We start from the raw sequence: 23,800 nt of genomic DNA, 5'->3' as shown, positions 1-23,800 counted from the left end.
TCCGCGGCGCGCGGGCGGGCGGAGGAGACGAAGCATACCAATGACAGAACAGATCATCAGCATCGAGCGTATGGAAGAGGCGGTGGACCTCTTCGGGTCCTTTGACGAGAATATCCGCCTGATTGAGCGGGAGCTGGGAGTGAACGTGGTCAACCGGGACTCCCAGCTCAAGGTCACCGGCGAGGCCGAGGCCGTCATGTACGGTGTGAAGGCCATCCAGGGCCTGCTTACCCTCTCCAAAAAGGGGGAGGCCATCAACGAGCAGAACGTCCGCTACATCATCAATCTGGTGCGCGCGGGCAACGAGGACAAGATCGGCGCTCTGACCCGGGACGTGCTGTGCGTCACCGCCAAGGGTAAGCCCATCAAGCCCAAGACCCTGGGCCAGAAGCGGTACGTGGAGGCCATCAAAAAGAACACCATCACCCTGGGCATCGGCCCCGCCGGTACAGGCAAGACCTACCTGGCGGTGGCCGCCGCCGTGGCCGCCTTCCGGGACAAGCAGGTCAACCGCATCATCCTCACCCGGCCGGCGGTGGAGGCGGGAGAGCGCCTGGGCTTCCTCCCCGGCGATCTGCAGTCCAAGGTAGACCCCTACCTGCGGCCGCTGTACGACGCCCTCTTCGACATGCTGGGGCCTGAGAACTACCAGAAATACGTGGAGCGGGGCAACATCGAGGTGGCCCCGCTGGCCTACATGCGGGGCCGCACCCTGGACGACTCCTTTATCATCCTGGACGAGGCCCAGAACACCTCCCGGGAGCAGATGAAGATGTTCCTCACCCGCCTGGGCTTCGGTTCCAGGATCGTCATCACCGGCGACATTACCCAGATCGACCTGCCCGGCGACAAGGTCAGCGGCCTGAAAGAGGCCATGCGGGTGCTCAAGGGCGTGGAGGACATCGAGATCTGCCGCCTGAACGAGAGCGACGTGGTGCGCCACGTCATCGTCCAGCGCATCATCAAGGCATATGAAGAGGACGAAAACCGGAGAAACGCCGGAAAGAAGAGCAAGTAAGGGAGAAAGCGGGTATACTGCTATGGAGCATCAGATCATCATCGAGACCGAAGTGGACGGCGTGGAGGACTTTGCCGGCGCCCTGCGCCAGGTCATCCCGGCGGCGCTGGAGGCCGAGGGAGTGGGCCTGCCCTGCGAGGTGGACGTGCTCTTTACCGACGACGAGGGCATCCGTCAGATCAATCTGGAGCAGCGGGACGTGGACCGGTCCACCGATGTGCTCTCCTTCCCCATGTTCGACTTTGTCCCCGGAGCGCCCCCGGCGGCGGGGGACGAAAGCCTGCTGGACCCGGGCAGCGGCCTGCTGCCCCTGGGGGACATGGTGCTCTCGGCGGATCACATCAGGGCCCAGGCCGAGGAGTTCGGCCACAGCCAGCGACGGGAGGTCTGCTACCTGGCGGTCCACTCGGTGCTCCACCTGCTGGGCTACGACCACCTGGACGAGGGACCCATGAAGGCACAGATGCGGGCACGGGAGGAGGCCATCCTGGGGGCGCTGGGGATCGCCAGATGAACCTGCCCCGCCGAAAGCATCCCCGTCTGAAGGACTGGGACTATGCGCAGGCCGGCGCCTATTTCGTCACCTTTTGCACAAAAGACAGGAAATGCATATTATCTTCTGGAGGGCGGGGCGCCCTCGCCCCGCCGCTGGTCACGCTGACGCCCATAGGGAAGATGGTGGACGGCCTGATCCAAAATATCTCGCTGGTTTATCCGGGGGTATTCCTGGAGCACTACGTTATTATGCCCAACCATGTCCATCTGCTTTTGCGGATCGAAAACAGCGGGGCGGGGGCGCCCCGCCCTACGATCCCCGCCATTGTGGGCGGAGTAAAATCCATATCTGCCCGAAAAGCTGGGAGAGCCATCTGGCAGACTTCCTTTTACGACCATGTGATCCGGAATGACAACGATTTTCTCCGCATCTGGAACTATATTGAGGAAAACCCTGCCAAATGGGCGGAGGATACCTACTATAATGCTCAAGAAAGTTGAGGAACACCTGAATGAACATTAAAAGATCCGGAATGATATCCATCGTGGGCCGGCCCAACGTGGGCAAGTCCACCCTGACCAACGCCCTGGTGGGCGAGAAGATCGCCATCGTGACCAACAAGCCACAGACCACCCGCAACCGCATCTGCGCCGTGGTGAACCGGGGCGAGTGCCAGTTCGTATTTATGGACACCCCCGGCCTCCACAAGGCCCGGACCAGGCTGGGCGACTACATGGTCAAGGTGGTCAAGGACAGCGTGGCCGATGTGGACGCGGTGCTCCTGCTGGTGGAGCCCATCCCCAACGTGGGCGGCCCCGAGGCCGAGCTCATCGCGCGCATTAAGAGCCTGGACGTGCCCTCCGTGCTGGTCATCAACAAGATCGACACCGTGGAGAAGGAGAAGCTGCTGGAGGTCATCCGCGTCTACTCCGAGGCCCACGCCTTCAGCGCCGTCCTGCCCATCTCCGCCAAAAATGGCGAGGGAGTGGAGGAGGTGCTGGACGTGCTGTCCAATTTCCTGCCCGAGGGGCCCCAGCTCTTCCCGGAGGACATGGTCACCGACCAGCCCGAGCGGCAGGTGTGCGCCGAGATCATCCGGGAAAAGCTGCTCCTCTGCCTGGACAAGGAGATCCCCCACGGCACCGCCGTGGAGCTCATCCGCTTTGCCGAGCGGGAGCGGGACGGCGTCATCGAGATCGACGCCACCATCTACTGCGAGAAGGACAGCCACAAGGGCATCATCATCGGCAAGGGCGGCGCCATGCTCAAAAAGATCTCCACCCTGGCCCGGCAGGATATCGAGCGCTTCATGGGCGCCAAGGTGTACCTCCAGACCTGGGTCAAGGTGAAAGAAAACTGGCGGGACAATCTGAATCTGATCCACGATTTCGGCTACAAGGACGAGTAAGGCGAGCCGTCTTTGCCGCGCAAATATTTACCGTTCATAATGCCCCCCGCTCCGGCCAACCTAAGGGTACGAAGGGAGGCGCGGAGGATGGACGCGGAAACACTTTGGAAGCTGTTCTGGGCCACCGGTCTGCCGGAGGCCGCCGCCCTGGCGGGCTGGCTGCAGCGGGCGGAGGAAGCCTGCGCGCGGGAGGACAAGACGGCCTGAACCAGGGCGAAAGCCCTGTACATATCATGAGGAGCGAGCCATGCTGACGACCACCCAGGCCCTTGTACTGCGGGAAGTGCAGTACAAGGAATCGGATAAGATCCTGACCGTGCTCACCCGGGAGGCGGGAAAGGTGACGGTGAAGGCCAGAGGCTGCCGCCGGAAGGGGAGCCGTATGGCGGCGGCCTGCCAGCTGCTGGCCTATTCGGAGATGACCCTGTTCGAGTACCGGGATCACTATACCCTCAACGAGGCCGAGCCCCTGGAGCTCTTCTGGGGGGTGCGGTCCGACGTGGAGAAGCTGGCTCTGGGCTCCTACTTTGCCGAGGTACTGGAGAACCTGGCGGGGGAGGGAGTGGCCGATCCTGCCCTTTTGTCCCTCATCCTCAACTCACTCTACGCCCTGGACAAGCTGAACAAGCCCCTGGGGCTGGTGAAGAGTGCCTTTGAGCTCAAACTGATGGCCCTCTCGGGGTACGAGCCCCTGCTGGACGCCTGCGCCGTCTGCGGCACGCCGGAGCCGGAGGATCCCCGGTTCCAGCTCACCGACGGCGTGCTCCACTGCGGCCGCTGCCGCCCGGAGGCAGGGGAAGGGGCCTCCGTGCCGCTGAGCAAAGGGGTGCTCTCCGCCATGCGCCATGTGATCTATGGGGATCCCAAGCGGCTTTTTTCCTTCGCACTGGGGCGGGAGGAGCTGGAACGGATGGGCCGGATCTGCGAACGCTTTCTGGTGACCCAGCTTGACCGGGGCTTCCGTACCCTGGACTTTTATAAAACGCTGGCCGTTCCGGCCTGCCCGCCTGAGGGCGGGGCGGAGCGGCGGGGCCAAACCATATAACGGGGGCGGCGAAGGCGGTCCCCGGAAACAGAACGATCGGGAGCGATTTCTTATGAGCGACCTGTTTGAAAAATCCATACACACGCTGGAGCTGCCCCGGGTGCTGGAGCTGCTGGCGGCCCAGGCGGTGACGGCGGAGGGCAAGGAGCGCTGCGCCGCCCTGCGGCCTCTCACCGATGCCGACGATGTGCGCCGCCGCCTGGCCGAGACCTCCGCGGCGGTGGACCTGATGACCCTCAGCGGCACCCCGTCCTTCTCCGGCGTCAAGCCGGTGGACGCCTCCCTTCAGCGGGCCAATATGGGAGGCGCGCTGAACACCCGGGAGCTGCTGGACATCGCCGCCGTCCTGCGGGCCTCCCGCTCGGCCAAAGAATATGCCGACGGCCGCTCCGGCAGCGCCGGCACCTGCATCGACCACCTGTTTGCATCCCTCACCCCCAACCGCTATCTGGAGGAGAAGATCACCGGCTCCATCGTGGGGGAGGACGAGATCGCCGACTCGGCCAGCCCCGAGCTGGCCGACATCCGGCGGCACATCCGCTCCACCGCCAGCAAGGTGCGGGACATCCTGAACAAGCTCATCTCCTCCAATCAGGCCAAATACCTTCAGGACGCCATCATCACCATGCGCAACGACCGGTATGTGGTGCCCGTCAAGTCGGAGCACAAGAACGAGATCCCCGGCCTGGTCCACGATGTGTCCTCCTCCGGCGGTACCTTCTTCATCGAGCCCATGGGCGTGGTCAAGGCCAACAACGAGCTGCGGGAGCTCCAGGCCCGGGAGGAGAAGGAGATCGAGCGCATCCTGGCCGAGCTCTCGGCCGAGTGCGCCTCCTTCCGGGAGGACATCGCCCAGAACTACGACCTGCTCATCCTGCTGGATGTGATCTTCGCCCGGGCCAAGCTGTCCTGCCGGATGCACGCCAGCGAGCCCCGGATCGCGGAGCGGGGGATCTATCTCCACCGGGCACGCCACCCCCTGCTGGACCCGGCCAGGGCGGTGCCCAACGACCTGATGCTGGGGGAGAGCTTCGATACCCTGGTCATCACCGGCCCCAACACCGGCGGCAAGACGGTCACACTCAAGACCATCGGATTGCTGGTGCTGATGGCCCAGTGCGGCCTCCACATCCCGGTGGACGCCGACAGCCACATCATGGTGTTCTCCCGGGTGCTGGCCGACGTGGGCGACGAGCAGTCCATCGCCCAGAGCCTGTCCACCTTCTCCTCCCACATGGTGAACATCGTGGGCATTTTGCAGGAGGCTGACGACGAGACTCTCATTCTCTTTGACGAGCTGGGGGCAGGCACCGACCCCATCGAGGGCGCCGCCCTGGCCGCCGCCATCATCGAGAGCGCCCGGGAACTGGGGGCGCTGGTGGCCGCCACCACCCACTATGCCGAGCTTAAGGTCTACGCCATGACCACCCCCGGTGTGGAGAACGCCTCCTGTGAGTTCAATGTGGACACTCTGGGGCCCACCTACCGGCTCCTCATCGGCATCCCGGGCAAGTCCAACGCCTTCGCCATCTCGGAGCGGCTGGGACTGCCCAAGTATATCATCCAGAAGGCCGCGGCCCGCATCGACGCGGAGAACGTGCGCTTTGAGGACGTGCTCACCCAGCTGGACGAGCAGCGTCAGGAGATGGAGAGGGAAAAGGAGGCCGCCCGCAAGCTCCGCCGGGAGATGGAGGACTCGGCCAAGGTGGCCCGGGAGTACCGGGAGAAACTGGAGAAGGAGCGGGCCAAGGCGGTGGAGAAGGCCCAGGCTGAGGCCCGGGCTATCCTGGACGACGCCCGCAATACCGCCGACCAGGTGTTCCGGGAGCTCAACGACATGCGCCGCCGCCAGCGGAAGGAGGAGGACTGGCAGACCGTCAACGACGCCCGGGCCGCCCTCAAGGGCCGCATCAACCAGGCGGAGGACAAGCTGGGGGAGCGTCCCCAGGAGCCGGCGCCCCCTCCCACCCGTCCGGCAAAGGCGGGAGACACGGTGGAGCTGGTGAAAATGGGCACCCGGGCCACGGTGCTGGCTGTGAACAGGGACGGCTCCCTTCAGCTCCAGGCCGGCATCCTGAAGATCACCGCCAAACAGAGCGAGGTGCGGGTGGCCGAGGGGGAGAGCGAGACCCAAAAGACCGCCCGGAGGGTGGTGCGGCAGGCCGAGCACAAGCTGCGCAGCCTGGGGGCCGCGCCCGAGGTGGACCTGCGGGGGATGATGACCGACGAGGCCATCGGCGCGCTGGAGCTCTTCCTGGACAACGCCATGATGGGCAAGCTCCACGAGGTCACCATCATCCACGGCAAGGGCACCGGCGCGGTGCGCAAGGCCGTGCGGGATTACCTGAAACGCAGCCGCTATGTGAAGTCCTTCCGTCCCGGCCGCTACGGTGAGGGAGAGGACGGCGTGACCGTGGCTGAGCTGAAATAAAAACATCCCCTTGCGGCGCGGCGGCAGCGGGGCTGAAACAACAAACCGGTACAGACCTGTTTTGACGGGAAAAAAGAATGATTTATCCCGGATTAAACGGAAAAAATGGGAAATTCGTGGATAGCGACGGCGAAATGCCAGAGGTCCTCCGCCGGAATTTGTGGAAATGGTCATTGACGGGGTGGGACAAATTTGCTATGCTATATACAGAATATGCCCGTGGTGCATATGGGGAGGAAACGCTTATGTATATGAAAGAGGCAATGGTAAATAACCAGGTCGGCCTGCATGCGCGTCCGGCTACCTTCTTCATTCAGAAGGCCAACGAATTCAAGAGCTCCATCTGGGTGGAAAAGGACGAGCGCAGAGTGAATGCCAAGAGTCTGCTGGGTGTGCTCTCCCTTGGTATCGTGAAGGGCACGTCCATCAATCTGATCGCGGACGGCCCGGATGAGAAGGACGCCGTGGAGGGCCTGATCGACCTCATCGGCTCCAATTTCTCGGAATAACTTCGCGCAGAAGAAAAAAGCGCCGCTTGCCGCGGCGCTTTTTTTGATAGACGGAGGAATGCCCTGTGAAACTGTCGATTACGCCGGAGCCGGTGGGGCGGAGCGATCTGCGGCTGAAGCTGGGGGCCTGGGCGCTGCAGTGCCGCCGCCGGTTTTTGTGGCTGGCCGGGGGCTTCCGGTTCGCCCGGCAGCGGCCGGAGAACGGCTGCTCCTGTCTCTGCGCCTCCCACCGCACACCGCTGCTCCGCAGGCTCAAGGATGTGGACATGGCTCTCCAGCACAGTAAGGTGACCAACCTGCGTCTGGCCGCCGGGCGGCTGGACGGGGTAGTGCTGCGGCCGGGGGAGACCCTGTCCTTTTGGAAGCAGGTGGGCAAGCCCACATGGCGAAAGGGCTACCGGGAGGGTATGATCCTCCGCAACGGTACGGTGGCTTCCGGCATCGGGGGTGGACTATGCCAGATGACCAACCTGATCTACTGGATGACCCTGCACACCCCGCTGACGGTGACGGAGCGTCACCGCCACGGCTACGACGTGTTCCCCGACTCGGACCGGAAGCAGCCCTTCGGCAGCGGAGCCACCTGCTTTTACAACTACGTGGATCTGATGATACGCAACGATACATCCCAGACCTGGCGGCTCTCCCTCCGGGTGGGGGACGCCTATCTGGAGGGGGCGTGGTATGCCGACCAGCCCCAGGAGCACCGGTATGAGGTCTATGAAAAGGAGCACGCCATCCAGGGGGAATACTGGGGCGGCTATACCCGGCATAACAGCCCGTTCCGCCGGGTGTTCGACCAAGCGGGGAACCAGGTGGGAGACGAGTTCATTACCGAGAATCACGCCATTATGATGTACGACCCGATGCTGCCGGAGGGCTGATCGGGGGAAAGGGGCACAGTGCGTTCCATGACCTTCGATGAACTGAAAGAAAAAGCCCGCGCCCTCTCCCAAACGGAGCCTGCGCCGTTTGGGGCCCTCAAACGATTTGACATCCTCGCCGGAAATGAATTCAGTCTGCGGCGAGGTTTTGCCGGCGGCAAAACGCTCGGACGGCGCAGGCACCGGGGCGCTGCGCGCCCAGCGGCAGCGCGTCCGGGAAATTCAGCGGAGAGAGGAGCGGTTTTTTCCCATGACCTTCGATGAACTGAAAGAAAAAGCCCACGCCCTGCCGCTGAAGCCAGGTGTGTATATCATGCAGGACGCCAAAAACACGGTCATCTACGTGGGCAAGGCCAAGGCCCTGAAGAACCGGGTGAGCCAGTATTTTCAGGATTCCGCCTCCCACACCGAAAAGACCCGGGCCATGGTGAGCCAGATCGACCACTTCGACGTGATCGTGGCCGACTCGGAGTTCGAGGCCCTGGTGCTGGAGAACTCCCTCATCAAGCGCCACCAGCCCCACTACAACATCCTGCTCAAGGACGACAAGGGCTATCCCTATATCCGCCTGAGCGTGAAGGAGGAGTACCCCCGGTTCTCCCTGTCCAACCGGGTGGAGGAGGACGGGGCACGGTATTTCGGCCCCTTCGGCAGCCGGGGCAGCACCCAGGTCATCGTGGACGCCCTGCGCGTGGCGCTGAAGCTGCCCTCCTGCAGCCGGCGGTTTCCCCGGGACATCGGGAAGGAGCGGCCATGCCTCAACTACCACATGGGCCAGTGCGACGGCTACTGCCGGAAGGAGATGGACCAGTCCCGTTACGGGGAGGCCATCGGCCAGGCCATCCGCCTGCTGGAGGGCAAGTTCCAGGAGGTGGGGGACGACCTGCTCTCCGAGATGGAGCGGGCGGCGGAGGAGCTGCGCTTCGAGCGGGCCGCCGAGCTGCGGGACCGCTACCGGGCCATCGAGCTGCTGGGCAAACGGCAGAAGGTGGTGGCCGGCAGCCTGGCGGACACCGACGTGGTGGGCTTTCACCGGGGCGCGGCCAAAAGCTGCTTCGTGGTGCTCCACTACGTGGAGGGGGACCTGGCCGCCAAGGACTGGGACCTGATGGAGACCCCCATGGAGCAGGACGAGGGGGCGGTGGTCTCGGCGCTGATCCGGCAGTACTACGGCGGCCGGGGCAATCTGCCCAAACAGATCCTGCTGCCCTGCGAGCTGGAGGACGAGGTCCCGGTGACCCGGATGCTCTCCGAGGCGGCGGGGCGGCGGGTGAACCTGGTTACCCCCCAGCGGGGGGCCAAGATGGACCTGATCCGTCTGGCCAACAAGAACGCCGCGGAGGAGGTGGAGCGCGCCACCTCCCGGGAGGAGCGGCAGAGCAAGCTGCTGGAGCTGCTCCAGCGGATGCTGGACATCCCGGACTTTCCCCGGCGGATGGAGGCCTATGATATCTCCAACACTGGCGACGACGACATCGTGGCCTCCATGACGGTGTTCGTCAACGGAAAGCCCCTGAAGCGGGACTACCGCCACTTCAAGCTCAGGGACATGGAGCATCCGGATGACTACGCCTCCATGGAGCAGGTGCTCACCCGCCGGTTCCGGCGCTATCTGGACGGGGATGAGAAGTTTGGGGAGAAGCCGGACGTGCTCCTCATCGACGGCGGCGTGACCCACGCCCGGGTGGCGGTGAAGGTCCTGACGGAGCTGGGCCTTACGATCCCGGTGTTCGGCATGGTGAAGGACGACCGCCACCGCACCCGGGCCCTGGTGACCCCGGAGGGAAAGGAGATTGGCATCCAGGGCAATCCGGCCATCTTCTCCCTCATCGGCCAGATCCAGGAGGAGACCCACCGTTTTGCCATCGAGTTCAACCGCCTGCAGCGCAAGGGACGGGTCCAGGGCTCGGTGCTGGACAACATACCGGGCGTGGGGGAGAAGCGCCGCGCCCAGCTCATCAAACACTTCAAAAGTGTCAAGAATATCAGGGCGGCCAGTCTGGAGGAGCTCTCCGGCGTGGTGCCCAAAAATACCGCCCAGGCGGTCTTTGCGTATTTTCGGAAGGAGCCGCGGCGGGACGACCCGCTGCCGTGAGAAAGGAAGAAGTGCCATGCGCGTCATCACCGGTACCGCCAGGGGACGGAAGCTGAGAGAACTCCCCGGAATGGAGACCCGTCCCACCACCGACAAGGTGAAGGAGTCCATCTTCAACATCATCCAGTTCGATATCGAGGGCCGCAGAGTGCTGGACCTGTTCGGCGGCACCGGGCAGCTGGGTATCGAGGCATTGTCCCGGGGGGCGGCCCACTGTACCTTCGTGGACCTGCGGCGGGAGGCGGCGGCCGTGATCCGGGAGAATCTGCAGGTCACCCGCCTGGCCGACCAGGCCCGGGTGGTGCAGGGGGATTCCCTGTCCTTCCTGGCCTCCTGCCGGGAGAAATTTGACCTGATCCTGCTGGACCCGCCCTACGCCTCCGGCCTGCTGGAAAAGGCCGTCAAAGAGGCGGCCGCGATTGACATCCTGACCGAGAATGGTATAATGGTCTGCGAAAGTGCCGCAGACCAGGTCCTTCCCGCCCTGGAAGCCCCTTATGAGAAGGGCAGGGAGTACCGGTACGGCAAGATCAAGATCACCCTGTACCGGCGGGGCCTGTGACCGAAGCCCGCCGGGAGAGGAGAGGTATCCCGTGAAGATCGCCATTTATCCCGGCAGCTTCGACCCCATCACCCTGGGGCATCTGAATATCATCAAGCGGGCGGCGGTTTGCTTCGACAAGCTCATCGTCTGCGTGGCCGTCAACTCGGACAAGCGGAATTCCGGCCTGTTCACGCCGGAGGAGCGGGCCGACCTGATCCGCAAGGTGGTGGAGCGTCTGCCCAACGTGGAGGTAGACTGCACCTCCACCCTGCTGGCCGAGTACGCCAAGGTGAAGAAGGCTTGTACCCTCATCAAGGGCCTGCGGGCGGTGTCCGACTATGAAAATGAGATGCAGATGGCCCTCATCAACCGGAAGCTGAACCCCCAGTTGGACACCATGCTGATGCCGTCCAGCGCCAAGTATACCTATATCAGCTCCAGCGTGGTCAAGGAGATGGCCCGCTACGGGGCAGACCTCTCGGACTTTGTGCCGCGGGAGATCATCGACGATGTGAATGAACGAATGAGACAGAGGAGGGCTGAGTAATGGCCAGCGGCGTGGAAGAACTGATGGACTTACTCTATCAAATGATCGACGAGGCCAAGGGCGTGCCTCTGAGCAGCGACAAGTGTATCATCGAGCGGGACAAGGCACTGGATCTGCTGGACGAGATCCGGGGCCAGTTCCCCATGGAGCTCAGCGAGGCGAAAAAGCTCATCGCCACCCGGAGCGACTACCTGGCCTCCGCCAAACGGGAGGGCGACCTGATCCGCAAGCAGGCGGAGGAGCACGCCCGCCAGATCCTGGCTGAGGACGAGCTGCTGGCCCAGGCCAAGCAGCGGGGCAATGAGATCGTCCGCCAGGCCGAGGAGCGCAGCCGTGAGCTGCGCCGGGCGGCCAACGAGTACTGTGAGGACGCCCTCCGCCGCACGGAGGAGGCGGTGGCCGAGGCCTACGACGAGATCAAGAAGTCCCGCTCCCGTTTCCGCAGCGCGGCGGCCAGCCTGAACAACGCCGCCCCCGCCGGCGGGAACAGCCGTGTGTACGATGCGGCCAACGACCAGCATTGAGACGGACAGACGGAAAGCACGGGTCCCTTCGGGGGCCCGTGCTTTTTCCATTTTAGGGCCCAGGTGCTCTTTTTTGCCCGATTGGGGGATAAGAGGCTTTTTTTGGACCGGATGGATACAGAATGGTAACAGGAGAAAAATATTATTTTAATCGAACATATGTTTTTGTTCGGATTTTTTCGATTCTGAGCAGAAATTGCGGACATTTTTCTGAAAAAGAGTAAAACAAAGTCTTGCAATCTGGTTACAAAACATTTATACTAAAAACTGCAGTGGAGTAAAATGGAGCTTAAATGAGGAATCAAACAGTAAAATGGAGGGAGTGAGGAGGAGATGACCGGCACCTATGAGCACATCATCGATGCCAAGGGCCGTATGTTCCTCCCCGCCAAGCTCAGGGACGAGCTGGGCGCTACCTTCCATATCGCTGTGGGCGCCAACCGGGACGCGGCAGGCGTGTGCAAATATCTGGTCATGTATCCGGAGGCCACGTGGCAGAAGCTGAAGGACCGGGTGGCCGAATTGCCCAGCAGCCAGGCCGCCGCCATGGACGTCATCTTCGGCAACGCCGCCAAGTGCGAGCCGGACAGCCAGTGGCGCATCATGATCCCCCAGGACCTGCGGGACTACGCCGGTCTGGGCCGGGACGTGGTGGTGGTGGGCAACAACGACAAGGCCAAGATCTGGGACGCTGAGAGCTGGAAGGCCAAGAAGAAGCGGGAGCTCTCTCCGGAGCAGGTGGCCGAGACCATGCTCCTGCTGGGACTTTAACACTGATTCGTGAGAGGAGACCGGTCCGGTATGGCAGAGTTTATTCACCGCCCCGTGCTGCTGGAGGAGTGCATCCAGGCGCTGAACATCAAGCCGGACGGGATCTATCTGGACGGCACTCTGGGCCGGGCGGGCCACTCCCGGGAGATCGCGGCCCGGCTCACCACCGGGCGGCTGGTGTGCGTGGACCGGGACCAGGCCGCGCTGGACGCGGCCCGGGAACGGCTGGCACCCTGGATGGACCGAATCTCCCTGGTACACAGCAATTTCTGCGAGCTGGACGCCATTCTGGACGGGCTTGGCCTGACCGGAGTGGACGGCATGCTCTTTGATCTGGGGGTGTCCTCCCCCCAGCTGGACGACGCGGAGCGGGGCTTTTCCTACATGGCCGACGCGCCGCTGGACATGCGCATGGACCGGAGCGACACCCTTACCGCCCGGACGGTGGTGAACGAGTGGCCCCGGGAGGAACTCAGGCGCATCTTCTCCCAGTACGGGGAGGAGCGCTATGCCGGCCCCATCGCCGCGGCCATTGAACGCCGCCGGCAGGAGCGGCCCATCGAGACCACCCTGGATCTGGTGGAGGTCATCCGCTCGGCCATGCCGGCCAAGGCCCTGAGAGAGAAGCAGCATCCCGCCAAGCGGTGCTTTCAGGCCATCCGCATCGCGGTGAACGACGAGCTCTCCTCGGTGGACCGGATGATCCGCGCCGCCGTGCCCCGGCTCAACCCCGGCGGGCGGCTGGCGGTGATCTCGTTCCACTCGCTGGAGGACCGGATCGTGAAGAACGGTCTGGCGGAATTTGCAAAGGGGTGCACCTGCCCGCCGGATTTCCCCGTCTGTGTGTGCGGGAAGGAGCCGGTGATCCGGCTGGTGACCCGGAAACCCATCGTCTCCGGCCAGCAGGAACTGGAGGAGAACCCAAGAGCCCGCAGCGCCAAGCTGCGGGTGGCGGAAAAGCGTTAATACCGGTCACAAAGGAGAAGGAGTTGGTCCCCATGGCGGCTATGACGAAGCGGAAAACAAGATATGCCTATGGCAATATGCCGGGGAACGCCTCTTACGACGGTTCCGCCGCCCGCCGGCTGGCCCGGGAGGAGGTCCTGCAGCCCCGTCCCAGCGTTCGCCCCAGGGAACGGGCCGTGGCCCGGCCCAAGGTTCAGGTGCGGGAAGCGGGTCAGGTCTCCGTCTTTGCCGTGGTGGGCTTTGCGGCGGTGGCGGTCTTTGCCACGCTGCTCATCATGAGCTATGTGCAGCTCTCCCAGCTCTCCGACGAGGTGGTCTCGCTTCAGAACGAGATGGTGGTCCTTCAGAGCGAGGAGGCCAAGCTGCGGGCCCAGTATGCGCTGGCCTATGACCCCAGCGACATCGAGCAGTCTATGACGGCCAGCGGCGCCATGATCCGGCCCCAGGACAGCCAGATCTGCTATGTGGACCTGTCCGAGCCCGACGCGGTGGAGATCTGCACCGGCGAGCAGCCGGTAAAGGGCCTGAAAGGGCTGCTGGCCAGCCTGAAGGAGCTGGGCGGCGCCGTGGTGGAATATTTCCGCTGATCCCCCATATAGTGAAGTGCAACCCCTAAAAAGAGAACATGGGCTGCCCCGGGCGGCCTCCAGATTGAGGGCGTAAGAAAATTTGAGTTTTCTTACGCCCTCCTGCAGTATTTGCAAGGAGAATGGCATGAAAAACGACAGAAAAAAGCCAAATACGGACCGGAGGGCCAACCGGACCATCCTGGGACGATCCCTGTTCCTGATGGTGCTGTGCGGCGTGGTGGCCTTTGTGCCGCTGGTCGCCAAGCTCTACCAGCTCCAGATCGTCCAGCACGAGGAGCTGGAGGCCAAGGCGCTGGATCAGCAGACCTGGGATCAGGCGGTCACCGCCAACCGGGGCACCATCTACGACAGCAAGGGCAGTCCCCTGGCCATGAGCGCCGAGGCCTATTACATCCAGCTCTCCCCCCGGGAGATCATCCAGTGCCAGAAAAAGTACGCGGAAAAGGTGGAAAAGGCCCTGGCCGAGACCGACCCGGAGAAACGGGAGAAGCTCATGCCCGGCTACGACGAGCCCACCAACGAATCCATCGCCCGGAACCTGAACGCCATCCTGGGGGTGGAGGAGGAGGAGATCCTCAAGCGTCTGGCCAAGACCAATTCCATGAGCGAGGTCATCAAGACCGAGGTGGAGTCGGAGGAGGCAGACAAGGTCCGGGAATATGTCAGTAAAAACGGCCTGTCCAGCGGCATTTACATCATGCCCAGCGCCAAACGGTACTATCCCTATAACAGCCTGGCCTCCCAGGTCATCGGCTGGGTCAACACCAACGACGGCAACCACGGCGCCTACGGCATGGAGGCCATCTATGACGAGGAGCTGGGCGGACAGGTGGGCCGCATCGTCACTGCCAAGAACGGCCGCGGCACCCAGATGCTCTACCGCTACGAGGACTACGAGGACGCGGTGGACGGCAACGATCTGCACCTGACCATCGACGCCACCATCCAGTACTACTGTGAACGCATCCTGGCCGAGGGTGTGGAGAAATTCGAGGCCCAGAACGGCGGCTTCGTCATCGCCATGAACCCCAAGACCGGCGCCATCCTGGCCTGGGCCAATTCCCCCACCTATGACCTGAACAATCCCCGCACCATCACCGACCCGAATCTGCTCGCAAAGCTCCAGGCGGTGGCCAACGACGCCGCGCTTACTGATGAGGAGAAGAACACCAGAAGCCTGGATATCCTCTACGAGCAGTGGAACAACAAGGCCATCACCGATACCTACGAGCCCGGCTCCACCTTCAAGTCCATGGTGCTGGCCGCCGCCCTGGAGGAGGGCGTGGTCAACGAGAACAGCAGCTTCAGCTGCTCCGGCCAGGTGACAGTCAAGGGCTATTCCAGTCCCATCCGCTGCTCCAAGCGCACCGGACACGGCACCCAGACCCTGGCCCAGGCGGTGGCCAACTCCTGCAACCCCGCCTTCATCTCCATCGGCCAGAAGCTGGGCACCGAGAAATTCTACGACTATCTGGAGGCCTTCGGCTTCAAGGAAAAGACTGGAATCGACATGCTGGGCGAGCGGGCTCCTACCGACTTCAGCATCTGGCCCCGGGACAAATTCACCAGCGTGGACCTGGCGGTGGCCTCCTTCGGCCAGCGCTTTGAGGTGACCCCCATCCAGCTCATCACCGCGGCCTCCGCCGTCATCAACGGCGGCCACCTGATGAAGCCCTATGTGGTGGAGAGCATTACCGACGCCAACGGCAGCGTCCTCAGCCATACCCAGCCCACCGAGGTGCGCCAGGTCATCAGCGAGCAGACCAGCGAGCGCTGCCGCACCATTCTGGAGGGCGTGGTCAAGCCCCCCGGCACCGGCAAGCAGGCCTATGTGGCCGGCTACCGCATCGGCGGTAAGACCGGCTCCTCCCAGACCACGGAGAAGGACCACACCATCGTCTCCTTCCTGGGCTTCGCCCCGGCGGACGATCCCCAGGTGGTGGTCCTCATTGCCTACGACAACCCCAAGCCCACCGGGCCCAACTCCAACTTCACCGCTGGTGGCTACTACATCAGCGGCGGCAACATGGCCGCCCTCCAGGCCGGCAAGCTGCTGCCTGACATCCTGGACTATCTGGGCGTGGCCAAACAGTACACCGATGAGGAGAAGGCCGCCATGGATATGCCGGTGCCCGGCGTGACCGGCATGACCCTCGCCGACGCCACGGCAAAGCTGAAGGAGAGCGGTCTGGACGTGCGCACGGTGGGAGACGGCGAGACCGTTACCGCCCAGATCCCCGCCCAGGGCGTGGCCATCCCCGGCGGCAGTAAGGTCATCCTCTACATGGGGGCCGACAAGCCCACCGACAAGGTGACCGTACCCAACGTTACCGGCAAGACCCGGGAGCAGGCCCAGCAGGCCATGGCCGATGCGGGCCTCTATCTGAAATCCACCGGACTGACCGTGGGCGACGACGTAAAGGCCGAGAGCCAGGCCATTGCCGGCGGCACCGAGGTGGAGCGGGGCACTGTAGTGGAGGTCCACTTTATCCAGAGCACCGCCAGCGGCGGCGCGGGTACCGGGCTGTAACAAAAGAGGGCGGAGCACCCACGGGCGCTTCGTCCGGACAGTTCTCATTTTTTCAAGACCCAAAGGGGTGAACGTATGGAATTACGCCAGGTTTTGGCCGGCGTCGCCCCTTTGGGGGCGGGGCTTGACCCGGAAATGGAAATTTCAGGAATTTCATATGATAGCCGTACCCTCCGGCCGGGGGAGCTCTTCGTGGCGCTGCCCGGCTACCGGACCGACGGGCACCGCTTTATCCGTCAGGCGGTGGAGAAGGGGGCGGCCCTGGTCCTCTGTGAACATGCTCCGGAGGAGAAGGGCCCATGGCTCACCGTGCCAGACGCCCGGGCGGCGCTGGCCGGGGTGTCGGCCAACTGGTTTGGCCATCCGGCGCGGGAGCTCACCGTCATCGGCGTGACGGGGACCAACGGAAAGACTACCACCACCTACCTGCTCAAGGAGGTGCTGGAGCGCGCCGCCGGCGCCCGGGTGGGGCTCATCGGCACCAACCAGAACATGATCGGTCCCGCCGTGCTTCCCGCCAGCCGCACCACCCCCGAGAGCTGGGAGGTCCAGCGGCTGCTGCGGCAGATGGCGGACAGCGGCTGCACTCATGTGGTAATGGAGGTCTCCTCCCACGCGCTGGTGCTGCGGCGGGTAGAGGGCATCCGCTTCGCCGCCGGGATTTTCACCAACCTGACCCAGGACCATCTGGACTTCCACGGCACCATGGAGGCCTACCGGGAGGCCAAGGGCCTGCTCTTCCGCCAGTGCGGCCGTGCCATTCTCAATTTGGACGACGAGGCGGGGCGGTACTACGCCGGAACGGCCCCCTGTCCGGTCTTTACCTACTCAGAGAACAAGGATGAGGCCGACCTGACCGCCAAGAACATCCGGCTTTTCCCGGGACATGTGGAATTTGAGGCGGTGATCCGGGGCGGCATCTGCCGGGTGCGGCTGCCCATCCCCGGGGGCTTCACCATCTACAACGCCCTGGGAGTCATTGCCTGCGCGCTGAACCTGGGGCTGGAGCTGGGGGCCATCGCCGACGCCCTGGCCCAGGCCAGGGGGGTGAAGGGGCGCATCGAGGTGGTGCCCACCCCCACCGACTACACCGTTATCATCGACTACGCCCATACCCCGGACGCGCTGGAGAATATCCTCACCACGGTGCGGGACTTCACCCCGGGACGGGTGATCTGCGTGTTCGGCTGCGGCGGCGACCGGGACCGGAGCAAGCGGCCGGTGATGGGCGCCATCGCCGACGCCCTGGCCGACACGGCAGTGGTCACCTCCGACAATCCCCGCACCGAAGAGCCCGGGGCCATCATCCGGGATATCCTGGCCGGGATGGACGGGGGAGGAGCCAAGGTCGTGGTGGAGAGCGACCGCCGGGCGGCCATCGCCCTGGCCCTGAACATGGCCCGGCCGGGGGACACGGTGCTCCTGGCGGGCAAGGGACATGAGACCTATCAGGAGATCGGCGGCGTCCGCCACCACCTGGACGAGCGGGAGGTGGTGGCCGCCTGCTTCCCCGATGGGGCTCAGGCCCGCCCGGCTATGGCAAAAACAGAGGAGGACCGGGGCAATTCCCTGGATTTTTCGTGACATTTGCAGGAATGTTCCAAATGGTTTCGGGTAGAAATATCCTGTGCTGTGTGATAAAATACGTCGTTGTGATTGGAATCATAAAGACGTGTGGAGGTTCAAAAGAATGGATATCAGCGTGATCCTGAGCATGTTCCTGAGCTTCGTGGTCTCCGCTGCGGCGGGAAAGCTGCTTATTCCCGCCCTGCGGCGGCTGAAGGCCGGTCAGGCCATCAAGGAGATCGGACCTACCTGGCATATGACCAAGCAGGGCACCCCCACCATGGGCGGCCTCATGTTCATCCTGTCCATGGCGGTGGCTCTGGCGGTGCTGGGCTGGAGCAGCGTGGCCGTAGGCGACCTGGGCGGCGTGTATACCTACCTGTTCGCCCTGGTGTTCGGCGTCATCGGTTTTATGGATGACTATATGAAGGTGAAGAAGAAGGAGAATACCGGCCTCACCGCCGGCCCCAAATTCCTCCTCCAGCTGGCGGCGGCCATCGTTTTTACCATCCTGCTGCGCAACGAGGGCTACCTGACCCCCGACCTGTACATCCCCTTTGCCAACGTGACCTTCCAGCTGCCCTGGGTGGTCTACATGGTCTTTGCTGCCTTTGTCATGGTGGGCACGGTGAACGCCGTGAACCTGACCGACGGCATCGACGGCCTGTGCAGCAGCGTGACAGTGCCGGTGGCCCTTTTCTTCGCTGTAGTGGCCGGCATGTGGGGCCGGGCCGAGATCGGCGTGTTCGCCGGGGCTCTGGTGGGCGGCCTGCTGGGCTTCCTCATCTACAATTTCCATCCGGCCAAGGTCTTTATGGGCGACACCGGCTCCCTCTTCCTGGGCGGCGCGGTGTGCGGCATGGCCTTCGCCCTGGATATGCCCCTGGTCCTGATCCTGGTGGGGATCATCTACATCGCGGAGACTCTGTCCGATATCATCCAGGTCACCTATTTCAAGCTCACCCACGGCAAGCGCATCTTCCGCATGGCCCCACTCCACCACCACTTTGAGATGTGCGGCTGGAGCGAGGTAAAGCTGGTGGTGGTCTTTACCAGTGTGACCGTGGTATTCTGTCTGCTGGCCTATCTGGGTGTAATGAACCGCTACCCCATGTAACCGCATCGCCCCCGGCCGGGAGCGGCGGAGCGCAAAGGAGGCGATCCCTTGTCCAAAAAGCGAAAGCGCGACCTGACGGTGGAGGAGCAGCTGGCACGGGGACCTGTGGACCTGCCCTTTCTCATGCTGGTGCTGATGCTCACCGTCATCGGCGTGGTCATGGTCTTTTCCGCCTCCTATGCCACGGCGCTCTATGACGCCAAGACCGCCCACAACAATCCCGCCTACTACTTTGTCAAACAGGCGGGCTTTGCCGCGGCGGGCGTGCTGGCCATGTACGTGGTGACCAAGATCAATTACCAGTCCTTCCGTTGGATGTCGGTCTTTGTGCTGGCGGCGGGCTATGTGTGCCTGCTGCTGGTCTTTACCCCCCTGGGCTTCGGCAGGGCCACCGTGGGCGCCCAGCGCTGGCTGAAGATCGGACCCATCAACTTCCAGCCTTCGGAGATCGCCAAGATCGGCGTGATCATGTTTTTCGCCGCCCGGTTGAGCAAGCGGAACACGGAAAAGCCCCGGCGCATCAATCCCCGGTCCTATTTCAGCGGACCGCTGCGCCTGCTGCAGCGTATCGGCCTTCTGGAGCTGGTGCCCTACGCGGCCATCCTGCTTTCCGTCGCTGTCCTGATGATGCTGGAGCCCCACCTGTCGGGCACCCTGCTCATCATGCTGGGCGGCGCGGCGGTGCTTTTCGCCGCGGGCATCAAGCTCTACTGGTTCATCGGCGGCGGCGTGGCCCTGGGGGCCCTGCTGATCATCATGATGAGCGGCTATCAGAGCACGCGCCTCCAGATCTGGCGCGACCCGTGGAACGACGGTATGAATGGCCGGGGAAAAGGCTACCAGGTCATCCAGTCCCTCTATTCCATCGGCTCCGGCGGCCTGCTGGGCGTGGGCCTGGGCAAGAGCAGGCAGAAGTTCGATTTCCTGCCCGAGCCGGAGAACGACTACATCTTTGCCATCGTCTGCGAGGAGCTGGGACTGGTGGGGGCCTGCGTCATCCTGTTCCTCTTCGCGCTGCTGATCCTGCGGGGCTTCTGGATCGCCATCCACGCCCGGGACCGGTTCGGCGCCCTGCTGGTGGTGGGCATCATCACACTGCTGGCCGGCCAGGTGTTTCTGAACATCGGCGTGGTCACCAACCTGCTGCCCCCCACCGGCATCTCCCTGCCCTTCTTCAGCTATGGGGGCACCGCGCTGATGATACAATTGGTCGAGATGGGAATGGTGCTCAGCGTGTCCCGGCAGATCCCGGCGGCCAAACAGGGATAGCCCCTCATCTGCAGAGGGTAAAATCAAGAGATATGGAAGTGAACGAGAGATGAATATACTCTTTACCTGCGGCGGTACCGCCGGACATATCAACCCCGCCGTGGCCCTGGCCCGGCTGTTCCAGCTCCGGGACCCGGACTGCAAGGTGCTCTTCGTGGGCGCGGACGGCGGCATGGAGACCCGCCTGGTGCCCAAGGAGGGCTATGACATCAGGACCGTGACCATCACCAATTTCCGCCGTTCCTTTACCCCCGCGGCCATCGGCCACAACGTGAAGACGGTGATCAACATGGGCCGCTCCAAGGGGCAGGCCAACCGTATCCTGAAGGAGTTCAAGCCCGACCTGGTGGTGGGTACCGGCGGCTACGCCTCCTATCCCATCGTGAATGCCGCGGCGGCCAAAGGCATTCCCACCGCCGTTCACGAGTCCAATGCCGTGCCCGGATTGACGACCAAGGCCCTGTCCAAGGTGGTGGATCAGGTGATGGTGGGCTTTGAGGAGAGCCGCAGCCACTATGATGACCCCGACAAGGTGGTGGTCACCGGCACTCCTGTCCGGGGCGACTTCTTCCAGTACACCCGGAAGGAGGCCCGTGAAAAGCTGGGCATCACCGACGACCGGCCGGTGGTGGTGTCGGTGTGGGGCAGCCTGGGCGCGTCGGTGATGAACCGGCAGATCGTGGACTTTATCGCCCTGGAGTGCAAGGCGGGGGAGCCCTTCCACCACATCCACGGCGCGGGACGGGATTTTGCCAATATCCAGAAGACCCTGCCCAAGCTGGGCATTGATCTGAAGGACCATCCCTCCATCGACGTGCGGGAGTACATCTACGACATGCCTCTGGTGATGGCCGCCGCCGACCTGGTGCTCTGCCGGGCGGGCGCCTCCACCATCTCGGAGCTCACCGCCATCGCCAAGCCCGCGGTGCTGGTGCCCTCACCCAACGTGGCCGCCGACCACCAGACCAAGAACGCCCGGGTCATCGCCGAGGCGGGCGGCGCCGTGCTTTTGCCGGAGAAGGATTCCTCCGGCCAGAAGCTGTATGAGATCGCCTCCGACCTGCTCACCCACAAGGAAAAGCGGGATGCCATGGGGGCCGCGCTGCGGCATATGGCAGTGCCCGACGCCAGCGAGAAGATCTATAAGACCCTGCTGGGCCTTTTGAAAAAATAAGCCGTTTCACCCATTTTTTCCGCCCGCATAGGATGGTTTACCATTCAAAACCGATGTGCGGAGGACGGAACATGATGAGTGCATTGATCGTGGAGGGCGGACGCCCTCTTAACGGCCGGGTGTGGGTCCACGGGGCCAAGAACAGCGCCCTGCCCATCCTGGCGGCCAGCCTTCTGGTGCCGGGGAGGAGCGTGATCCGCAACTGCCCGCCCCTCTCCGATGTGACCGCGTCCCTGGAGATCCTGCGCCACCTGGGCTGTCAGGCCCGGCAGGAGGGGGACACCGTGACGGTGGACGCGGGGCAGCCCACCCGATGGGATATCCCGGACGCCCTGATGCGGGGGATGCGGTCCTCCGTGGTCTTTCTGGGGGCCATCCTGGGCCGGATGGGAGAGGCGGAGCTCTCCTTCCCCGGCGGGTGCGAACTGGGTCCCCGTCCCATTGACCTCCATCTGGCAGCCATCCGCTCCCTGGGCGGAGAGATCCTGGAGGAGGGCGGGAGGCTGCGCTGCTCCGGTATCCTGACCGGGCAGGAGGTCATCCTGGCCCGGCCCAGTGTGGGCGCTACCGAGAACGCCATGCTGGCCGCCGTGTCGGCCAGGGGGACCACTGTGCTGTGCAACGCGGCCCGGGAGCCGGAGATCGTGGATCTCCAGAATTTCCTGCGCTCCATGGGGGCCAGCGTGCGGGGGGCGGGCAGCTCCGTGATCGTCGTTGAGGGAGGCAGGCCTCTCCACGGAGGGGAATTCACTGTCATGGGGGACCGGATCGTGGCCTGTACCTATCTGGCCGCGGCGGCCGCCGCCGGAGGTGAGGTGGAGATTTCGGGGGTCTGTCCGGGCCACCTGTCCACTGTCACCGCCGCCTTGGCGGAGGCGGGGTGCTCTGTCCGCAGCGGAGGCGGGGAGCTGTCGCTGGTCAGCGGCGGCATGCCCGGGGGCGTGCGCCCCATTCACACTGCGCCCTATCCCGGCTTCCCCACCGACGCCCAGCCGCCCCTGATGGCGGCACTGGCAAAAGGAACAGGAACCACTCTCTTTGTGGAAAACATCTTTGACAGCCGTTACCGCCATGTGGATGAGCTGATCCGGATGGGGGCCGATATCCGGGTGGAGGGCCGGGTGGCCGTGGTGTGCGGTGTGCCCAGGCTCCGGGGCGCGCCGGTGACGGCGGCCGACCTGCGGGGCGGCGCCGCTCTGGTGGTGGCCGCTCTGGCCGCCGAGGGAAGAAGCGAGATCACCGGGCTGCGGCACCTGGACCGGGGCTACTGGCGCCTGGAGGAGAGCCTGCGGGGGCTGGGAGCCAATATCGTCCGGGAAGAGCAAAGTTCATAAATTTATTAACATTTTTTCATATACCGGTGAAAAACAGCTGGTATACTGAAAACGGGAGGAGCCGGAGCGCGGCTCTCCGCCCGGTATCACAAATCGACACAGACGGAGGACGGACGCATGGCGGCAAGACGCAGAAAACGGGGACGGCGGAACAGGGGGCGGTTCAGCGCCCTGTATAAGCTGCTGTCCATCCTGCTCATCTTCGCCGCCATCGTCACGGGCTGCATCGTCTTTTTCCGGGCCAACCAGATCGTGGTGGCCGGCAAGACCCGGTACAGCGAGGAGCAGATCATCGCCGCCGCCGGGGTGGAGCAGGGGGAAAACCTGTTCCGGCTCAACAAGTTTGAGATGAACCGGCAGATCCGCTCCAAGCTGCCCTATATCGACGACATTGTCATCAGCCGCAAATTCCCGGACACCCTGGTCATCCAGGTGACCGAGAGCGCCCCCGTCGCCGCTCTGGAGAGCGGCGGGAGCTGGTGGCTGATGGACGCCCGGTGCAAGCTGCTGGAGCAGGGGGACGCCTCCCTGGCCCAGGGACGGGCGGTGCTCACCGGCCTGACGCCTCTCTCACCCGCGGTGGGGCTGCCCTTGGCGGTGGAGGAGGAAGAGCAGAAAAAGCTGGAGAGCCTCACCGGGCTGCTCTCCGCCCTGCAGGAGCGGGGCATGACGGAACATCTCACCGACTTCATCGATCTTTCGGCGGAAAACCAGGTACGCTTCGGCTATGATGGGAGCCTGACGGTGGAGATGCCCCTTTTTGACGATTTTTCCGGCCAGACCTGGCGGCTCCAGCGGGCCCTGGAGGAGCTGGAGGCCAAAAACGGGACCGTGAGCGGCACGCTCCAGATGCCCAGCGAGGGCAATAAGGCGTGGCTGCTGGCAGAACGCTGGCTGCCCGGCACCCAGACCACGGCCCAGACCCCCGCGCCGGAGAGCGATCCGGCGCCCACCCCCACACCGGCGGTGGAACCTTAAGGAG

At 63.7% G+C, this 23,800-nt stretch carries 22 protein-coding genes; all 22 read left to right on the top strand.

The window, feature by feature from the left end; genetic code table 11:
- Positions 1–40: 40 nt before the first annotated feature.
- The 22 genes from ACTNBZ_RS09545 to ACTNBZ_RS09440 all read left to right on the top strand — a co-directional run bounded on the left by ACTNBZ_RS09545 (position 41) and on the right by ACTNBZ_RS09440 (position 23,796).
- Positions 41–1,018, top strand: coding sequence for a PhoH family protein (locus ACTNBZ_RS09545; RefSeq protein ID WP_441209434.1), 978 nt, complete (start codon positions 41–43; stop codon positions 1,016–1,018).
- 22 nt (positions 1,019–1,040) lie between these two features.
- Positions 1,041–1,532: an rRNA maturation RNase YbeY gene (gene ybeY, locus ACTNBZ_RS09540; RefSeq protein ID WP_441209433.1), complete on the top strand. Its 492-nt coding sequence runs from the start codon at positions 1,041–1,043 to the stop codon at positions 1,530–1,532.
- Positions 1,529–2,014: a transposase gene (locus tag ACTNBZ_RS09535; RefSeq protein ID WP_441209432.1), complete on the top strand. Its 486-nt coding sequence runs from the start codon at positions 1,529–1,531 to the stop codon at positions 2,012–2,014. Before ybeY ends, ACTNBZ_RS09535 begins: the two co-directional genes overlap by 4 nt.
- An 11-nt stretch (positions 2,015–2,025) precedes the next feature.
- Entirely contained in the window at positions 2,026–2,922 is an 897-nt protein-coding gene (era, locus tag ACTNBZ_RS09530) for a GTPase Era (RefSeq protein ID WP_441209431.1), read from the top strand.
- Positions 2,923–3,169: 247 nt separating this feature from the next.
- On the top strand, positions 3,170–3,967 hold the full coding sequence (recO, locus tag ACTNBZ_RS09525; protein ID WP_441209430.1) for a DNA repair protein RecO: 798 nt from the start codon (positions 3,170–3,172) through the stop codon (positions 3,965–3,967).
- Between the two features lie 52 nt (positions 3,968–4,019).
- Entirely contained in the window at positions 4,020–6,398 is a 2,379-nt protein-coding gene (locus tag ACTNBZ_RS09520) for an endonuclease MutS2 (RefSeq protein WP_441209429.1), read from the top strand.
- A gap of 245 nt (positions 6,399–6,643) precedes the next feature.
- Positions 6,644–6,907 (top strand): HPr family phosphocarrier protein, encoded by a 264-nt coding sequence (locus ACTNBZ_RS09515; RefSeq protein WP_441209428.1) that lies wholly within the window; start codon positions 6,644–6,646, stop codon positions 6,905–6,907.
- A gap of 65 nt (positions 6,908–6,972) precedes the next feature.
- On the top strand, positions 6,973–7,791 hold the full coding sequence (locus ACTNBZ_RS09510; protein WP_441209427.1) for a VanW family protein: 819 nt from the start codon (positions 6,973–6,975) through the stop codon (positions 7,789–7,791).
- A gap of 250 nt (positions 7,792–8,041) precedes the next feature.
- Positions 8,042–9,886 (top strand): excinuclease ABC subunit UvrC, encoded by a 1,845-nt coding sequence (gene uvrC / locus ACTNBZ_RS09505; protein WP_441209426.1) that lies wholly within the window; start codon positions 8,042–8,044, stop codon positions 9,884–9,886.
- Positions 9,846–10,448 carry a 16S rRNA (guanine(966)-N(2))-methyltransferase RsmD gene (gene rsmD / locus ACTNBZ_RS09500; protein WP_441209443.1) on the top strand — a complete coding sequence of 201 codons (603 nt, stop codon included), beginning with the start codon at positions 9,846–9,848 and terminating at the stop codon, positions 10,446–10,448. The genes uvrC and rsmD overlap by 41 nt, the downstream gene beginning before the upstream one ends.
- Positions 10,449–10,479: 31 nt before the next feature.
- Positions 10,480–10,977 (top strand): pantetheine-phosphate adenylyltransferase, encoded by a 498-nt coding sequence (gene coaD / locus ACTNBZ_RS09495; RefSeq protein ID WP_441209425.1) that lies wholly within the window; start codon positions 10,480–10,482, stop codon positions 10,975–10,977.
- Entirely contained in the window at positions 10,977–11,501 is a 525-nt protein-coding gene (locus tag ACTNBZ_RS09490) for a hypothetical protein (protein ID WP_441209424.1), read from the top strand. Before coaD ends, ACTNBZ_RS09490 begins: the two co-directional genes overlap by 1 nt.
- A gap of 333 nt (positions 11,502–11,834) precedes the next feature.
- The gene (locus ACTNBZ_RS09485) at positions 11,835–12,272 is read left to right on the top strand and encodes a division/cell wall cluster transcriptional repressor MraZ (RefSeq protein ID WP_441209423.1); all 438 of its coding nucleotides are present in this window, start codon (positions 11,835–11,837) and stop codon (positions 12,270–12,272) included.
- Positions 12,273–12,302: 30 nt separating this feature from the next.
- Positions 12,303–13,238 carry a 16S rRNA (cytosine(1402)-N(4))-methyltransferase RsmH gene (rsmH, locus tag ACTNBZ_RS09480; protein ID WP_441209422.1) on the top strand — a complete coding sequence of 312 codons (936 nt, stop codon included), beginning with the start codon at positions 12,303–12,305 and terminating at the stop codon, positions 13,236–13,238.
- 32 nt (positions 13,239–13,270) lie between these two features.
- Positions 13,271–13,825: a hypothetical protein gene (locus ACTNBZ_RS09475; RefSeq protein ID WP_441209421.1), complete on the top strand. Its 555-nt coding sequence runs from the start codon at positions 13,271–13,273 to the stop codon at positions 13,823–13,825.
- A gap of 127 nt (positions 13,826–13,952) precedes the next feature.
- Positions 13,953–16,358: a penicillin-binding transpeptidase domain-containing protein gene (locus ACTNBZ_RS09470; RefSeq protein ID WP_441209420.1), complete on the top strand. Its 2,406-nt coding sequence runs from the start codon at positions 13,953–13,955 to the stop codon at positions 16,356–16,358.
- A gap of 75 nt (positions 16,359–16,433) precedes the next feature.
- Positions 16,434–17,942 carry a UDP-N-acetylmuramoyl-L-alanyl-D-glutamate--2,6-diaminopimelate ligase gene (locus ACTNBZ_RS09465; protein ID WP_441209419.1) on the top strand — a complete coding sequence of 503 codons (1,509 nt, stop codon included), beginning with the start codon at positions 16,434–16,436 and terminating at the stop codon, positions 17,940–17,942.
- Between the two features lie 106 nt (positions 17,943–18,048).
- Positions 18,049–19,041: a phospho-N-acetylmuramoyl-pentapeptide-transferase gene (gene mraY, locus ACTNBZ_RS09460; RefSeq protein WP_441209418.1), complete on the top strand. Its 993-nt coding sequence runs from the start codon at positions 18,049–18,051 to the stop codon at positions 19,039–19,041.
- Positions 19,042–19,089: 48 nt separating this feature from the next.
- Positions 19,090–20,310: an FtsW/RodA/SpoVE family cell cycle protein gene (locus tag ACTNBZ_RS09455; RefSeq protein WP_441209417.1), complete on the top strand. Its 1,221-nt coding sequence runs from the start codon at positions 19,090–19,092 to the stop codon at positions 20,308–20,310.
- Between the two features lie 49 nt (positions 20,311–20,359).
- Positions 20,360–21,484, top strand: coding sequence for an undecaprenyldiphospho-muramoylpentapeptide beta-N-acetylglucosaminyltransferase (gene murG, locus ACTNBZ_RS09450; protein WP_441209416.1), 1,125 nt, complete (start codon positions 20,360–20,362; stop codon positions 21,482–21,484).
- A 74-nt stretch (positions 21,485–21,558) separates the two neighbouring features.
- Complete coding sequence (gene murA, locus ACTNBZ_RS09445) at positions 21,559–22,818, top strand: UDP-N-acetylglucosamine 1-carboxyvinyltransferase (protein WP_441209442.1); 1,260 nt, start codon at positions 21,559–21,561, stop codon at positions 22,816–22,818.
- 117 nt (positions 22,819–22,935) lie between these two features.
- On the top strand, positions 22,936–23,796 hold the full coding sequence (locus ACTNBZ_RS09440; RefSeq protein ID WP_441209415.1) for a cell division protein FtsQ/DivIB: 861 nt from the start codon (positions 22,936–22,938) through the stop codon (positions 23,794–23,796).
- The last annotated feature ends 4 nt before the right edge of the window (positions 23,797–23,800 follow it).

The sequence above is a fragment of the Pseudoflavonifractor sp. HCP28S3_F10 genome (assembly GCF_052065415.1).
Taxonomy (GTDB): domain Bacteria; phylum Bacillota; class Clostridia; order Oscillospirales; family Oscillospiraceae; genus Pseudoflavonifractor_A.
Note: the sequence above shows the minus strand (reverse complement) of the source record. Positions and strands in the feature narration are given on the sequence as shown.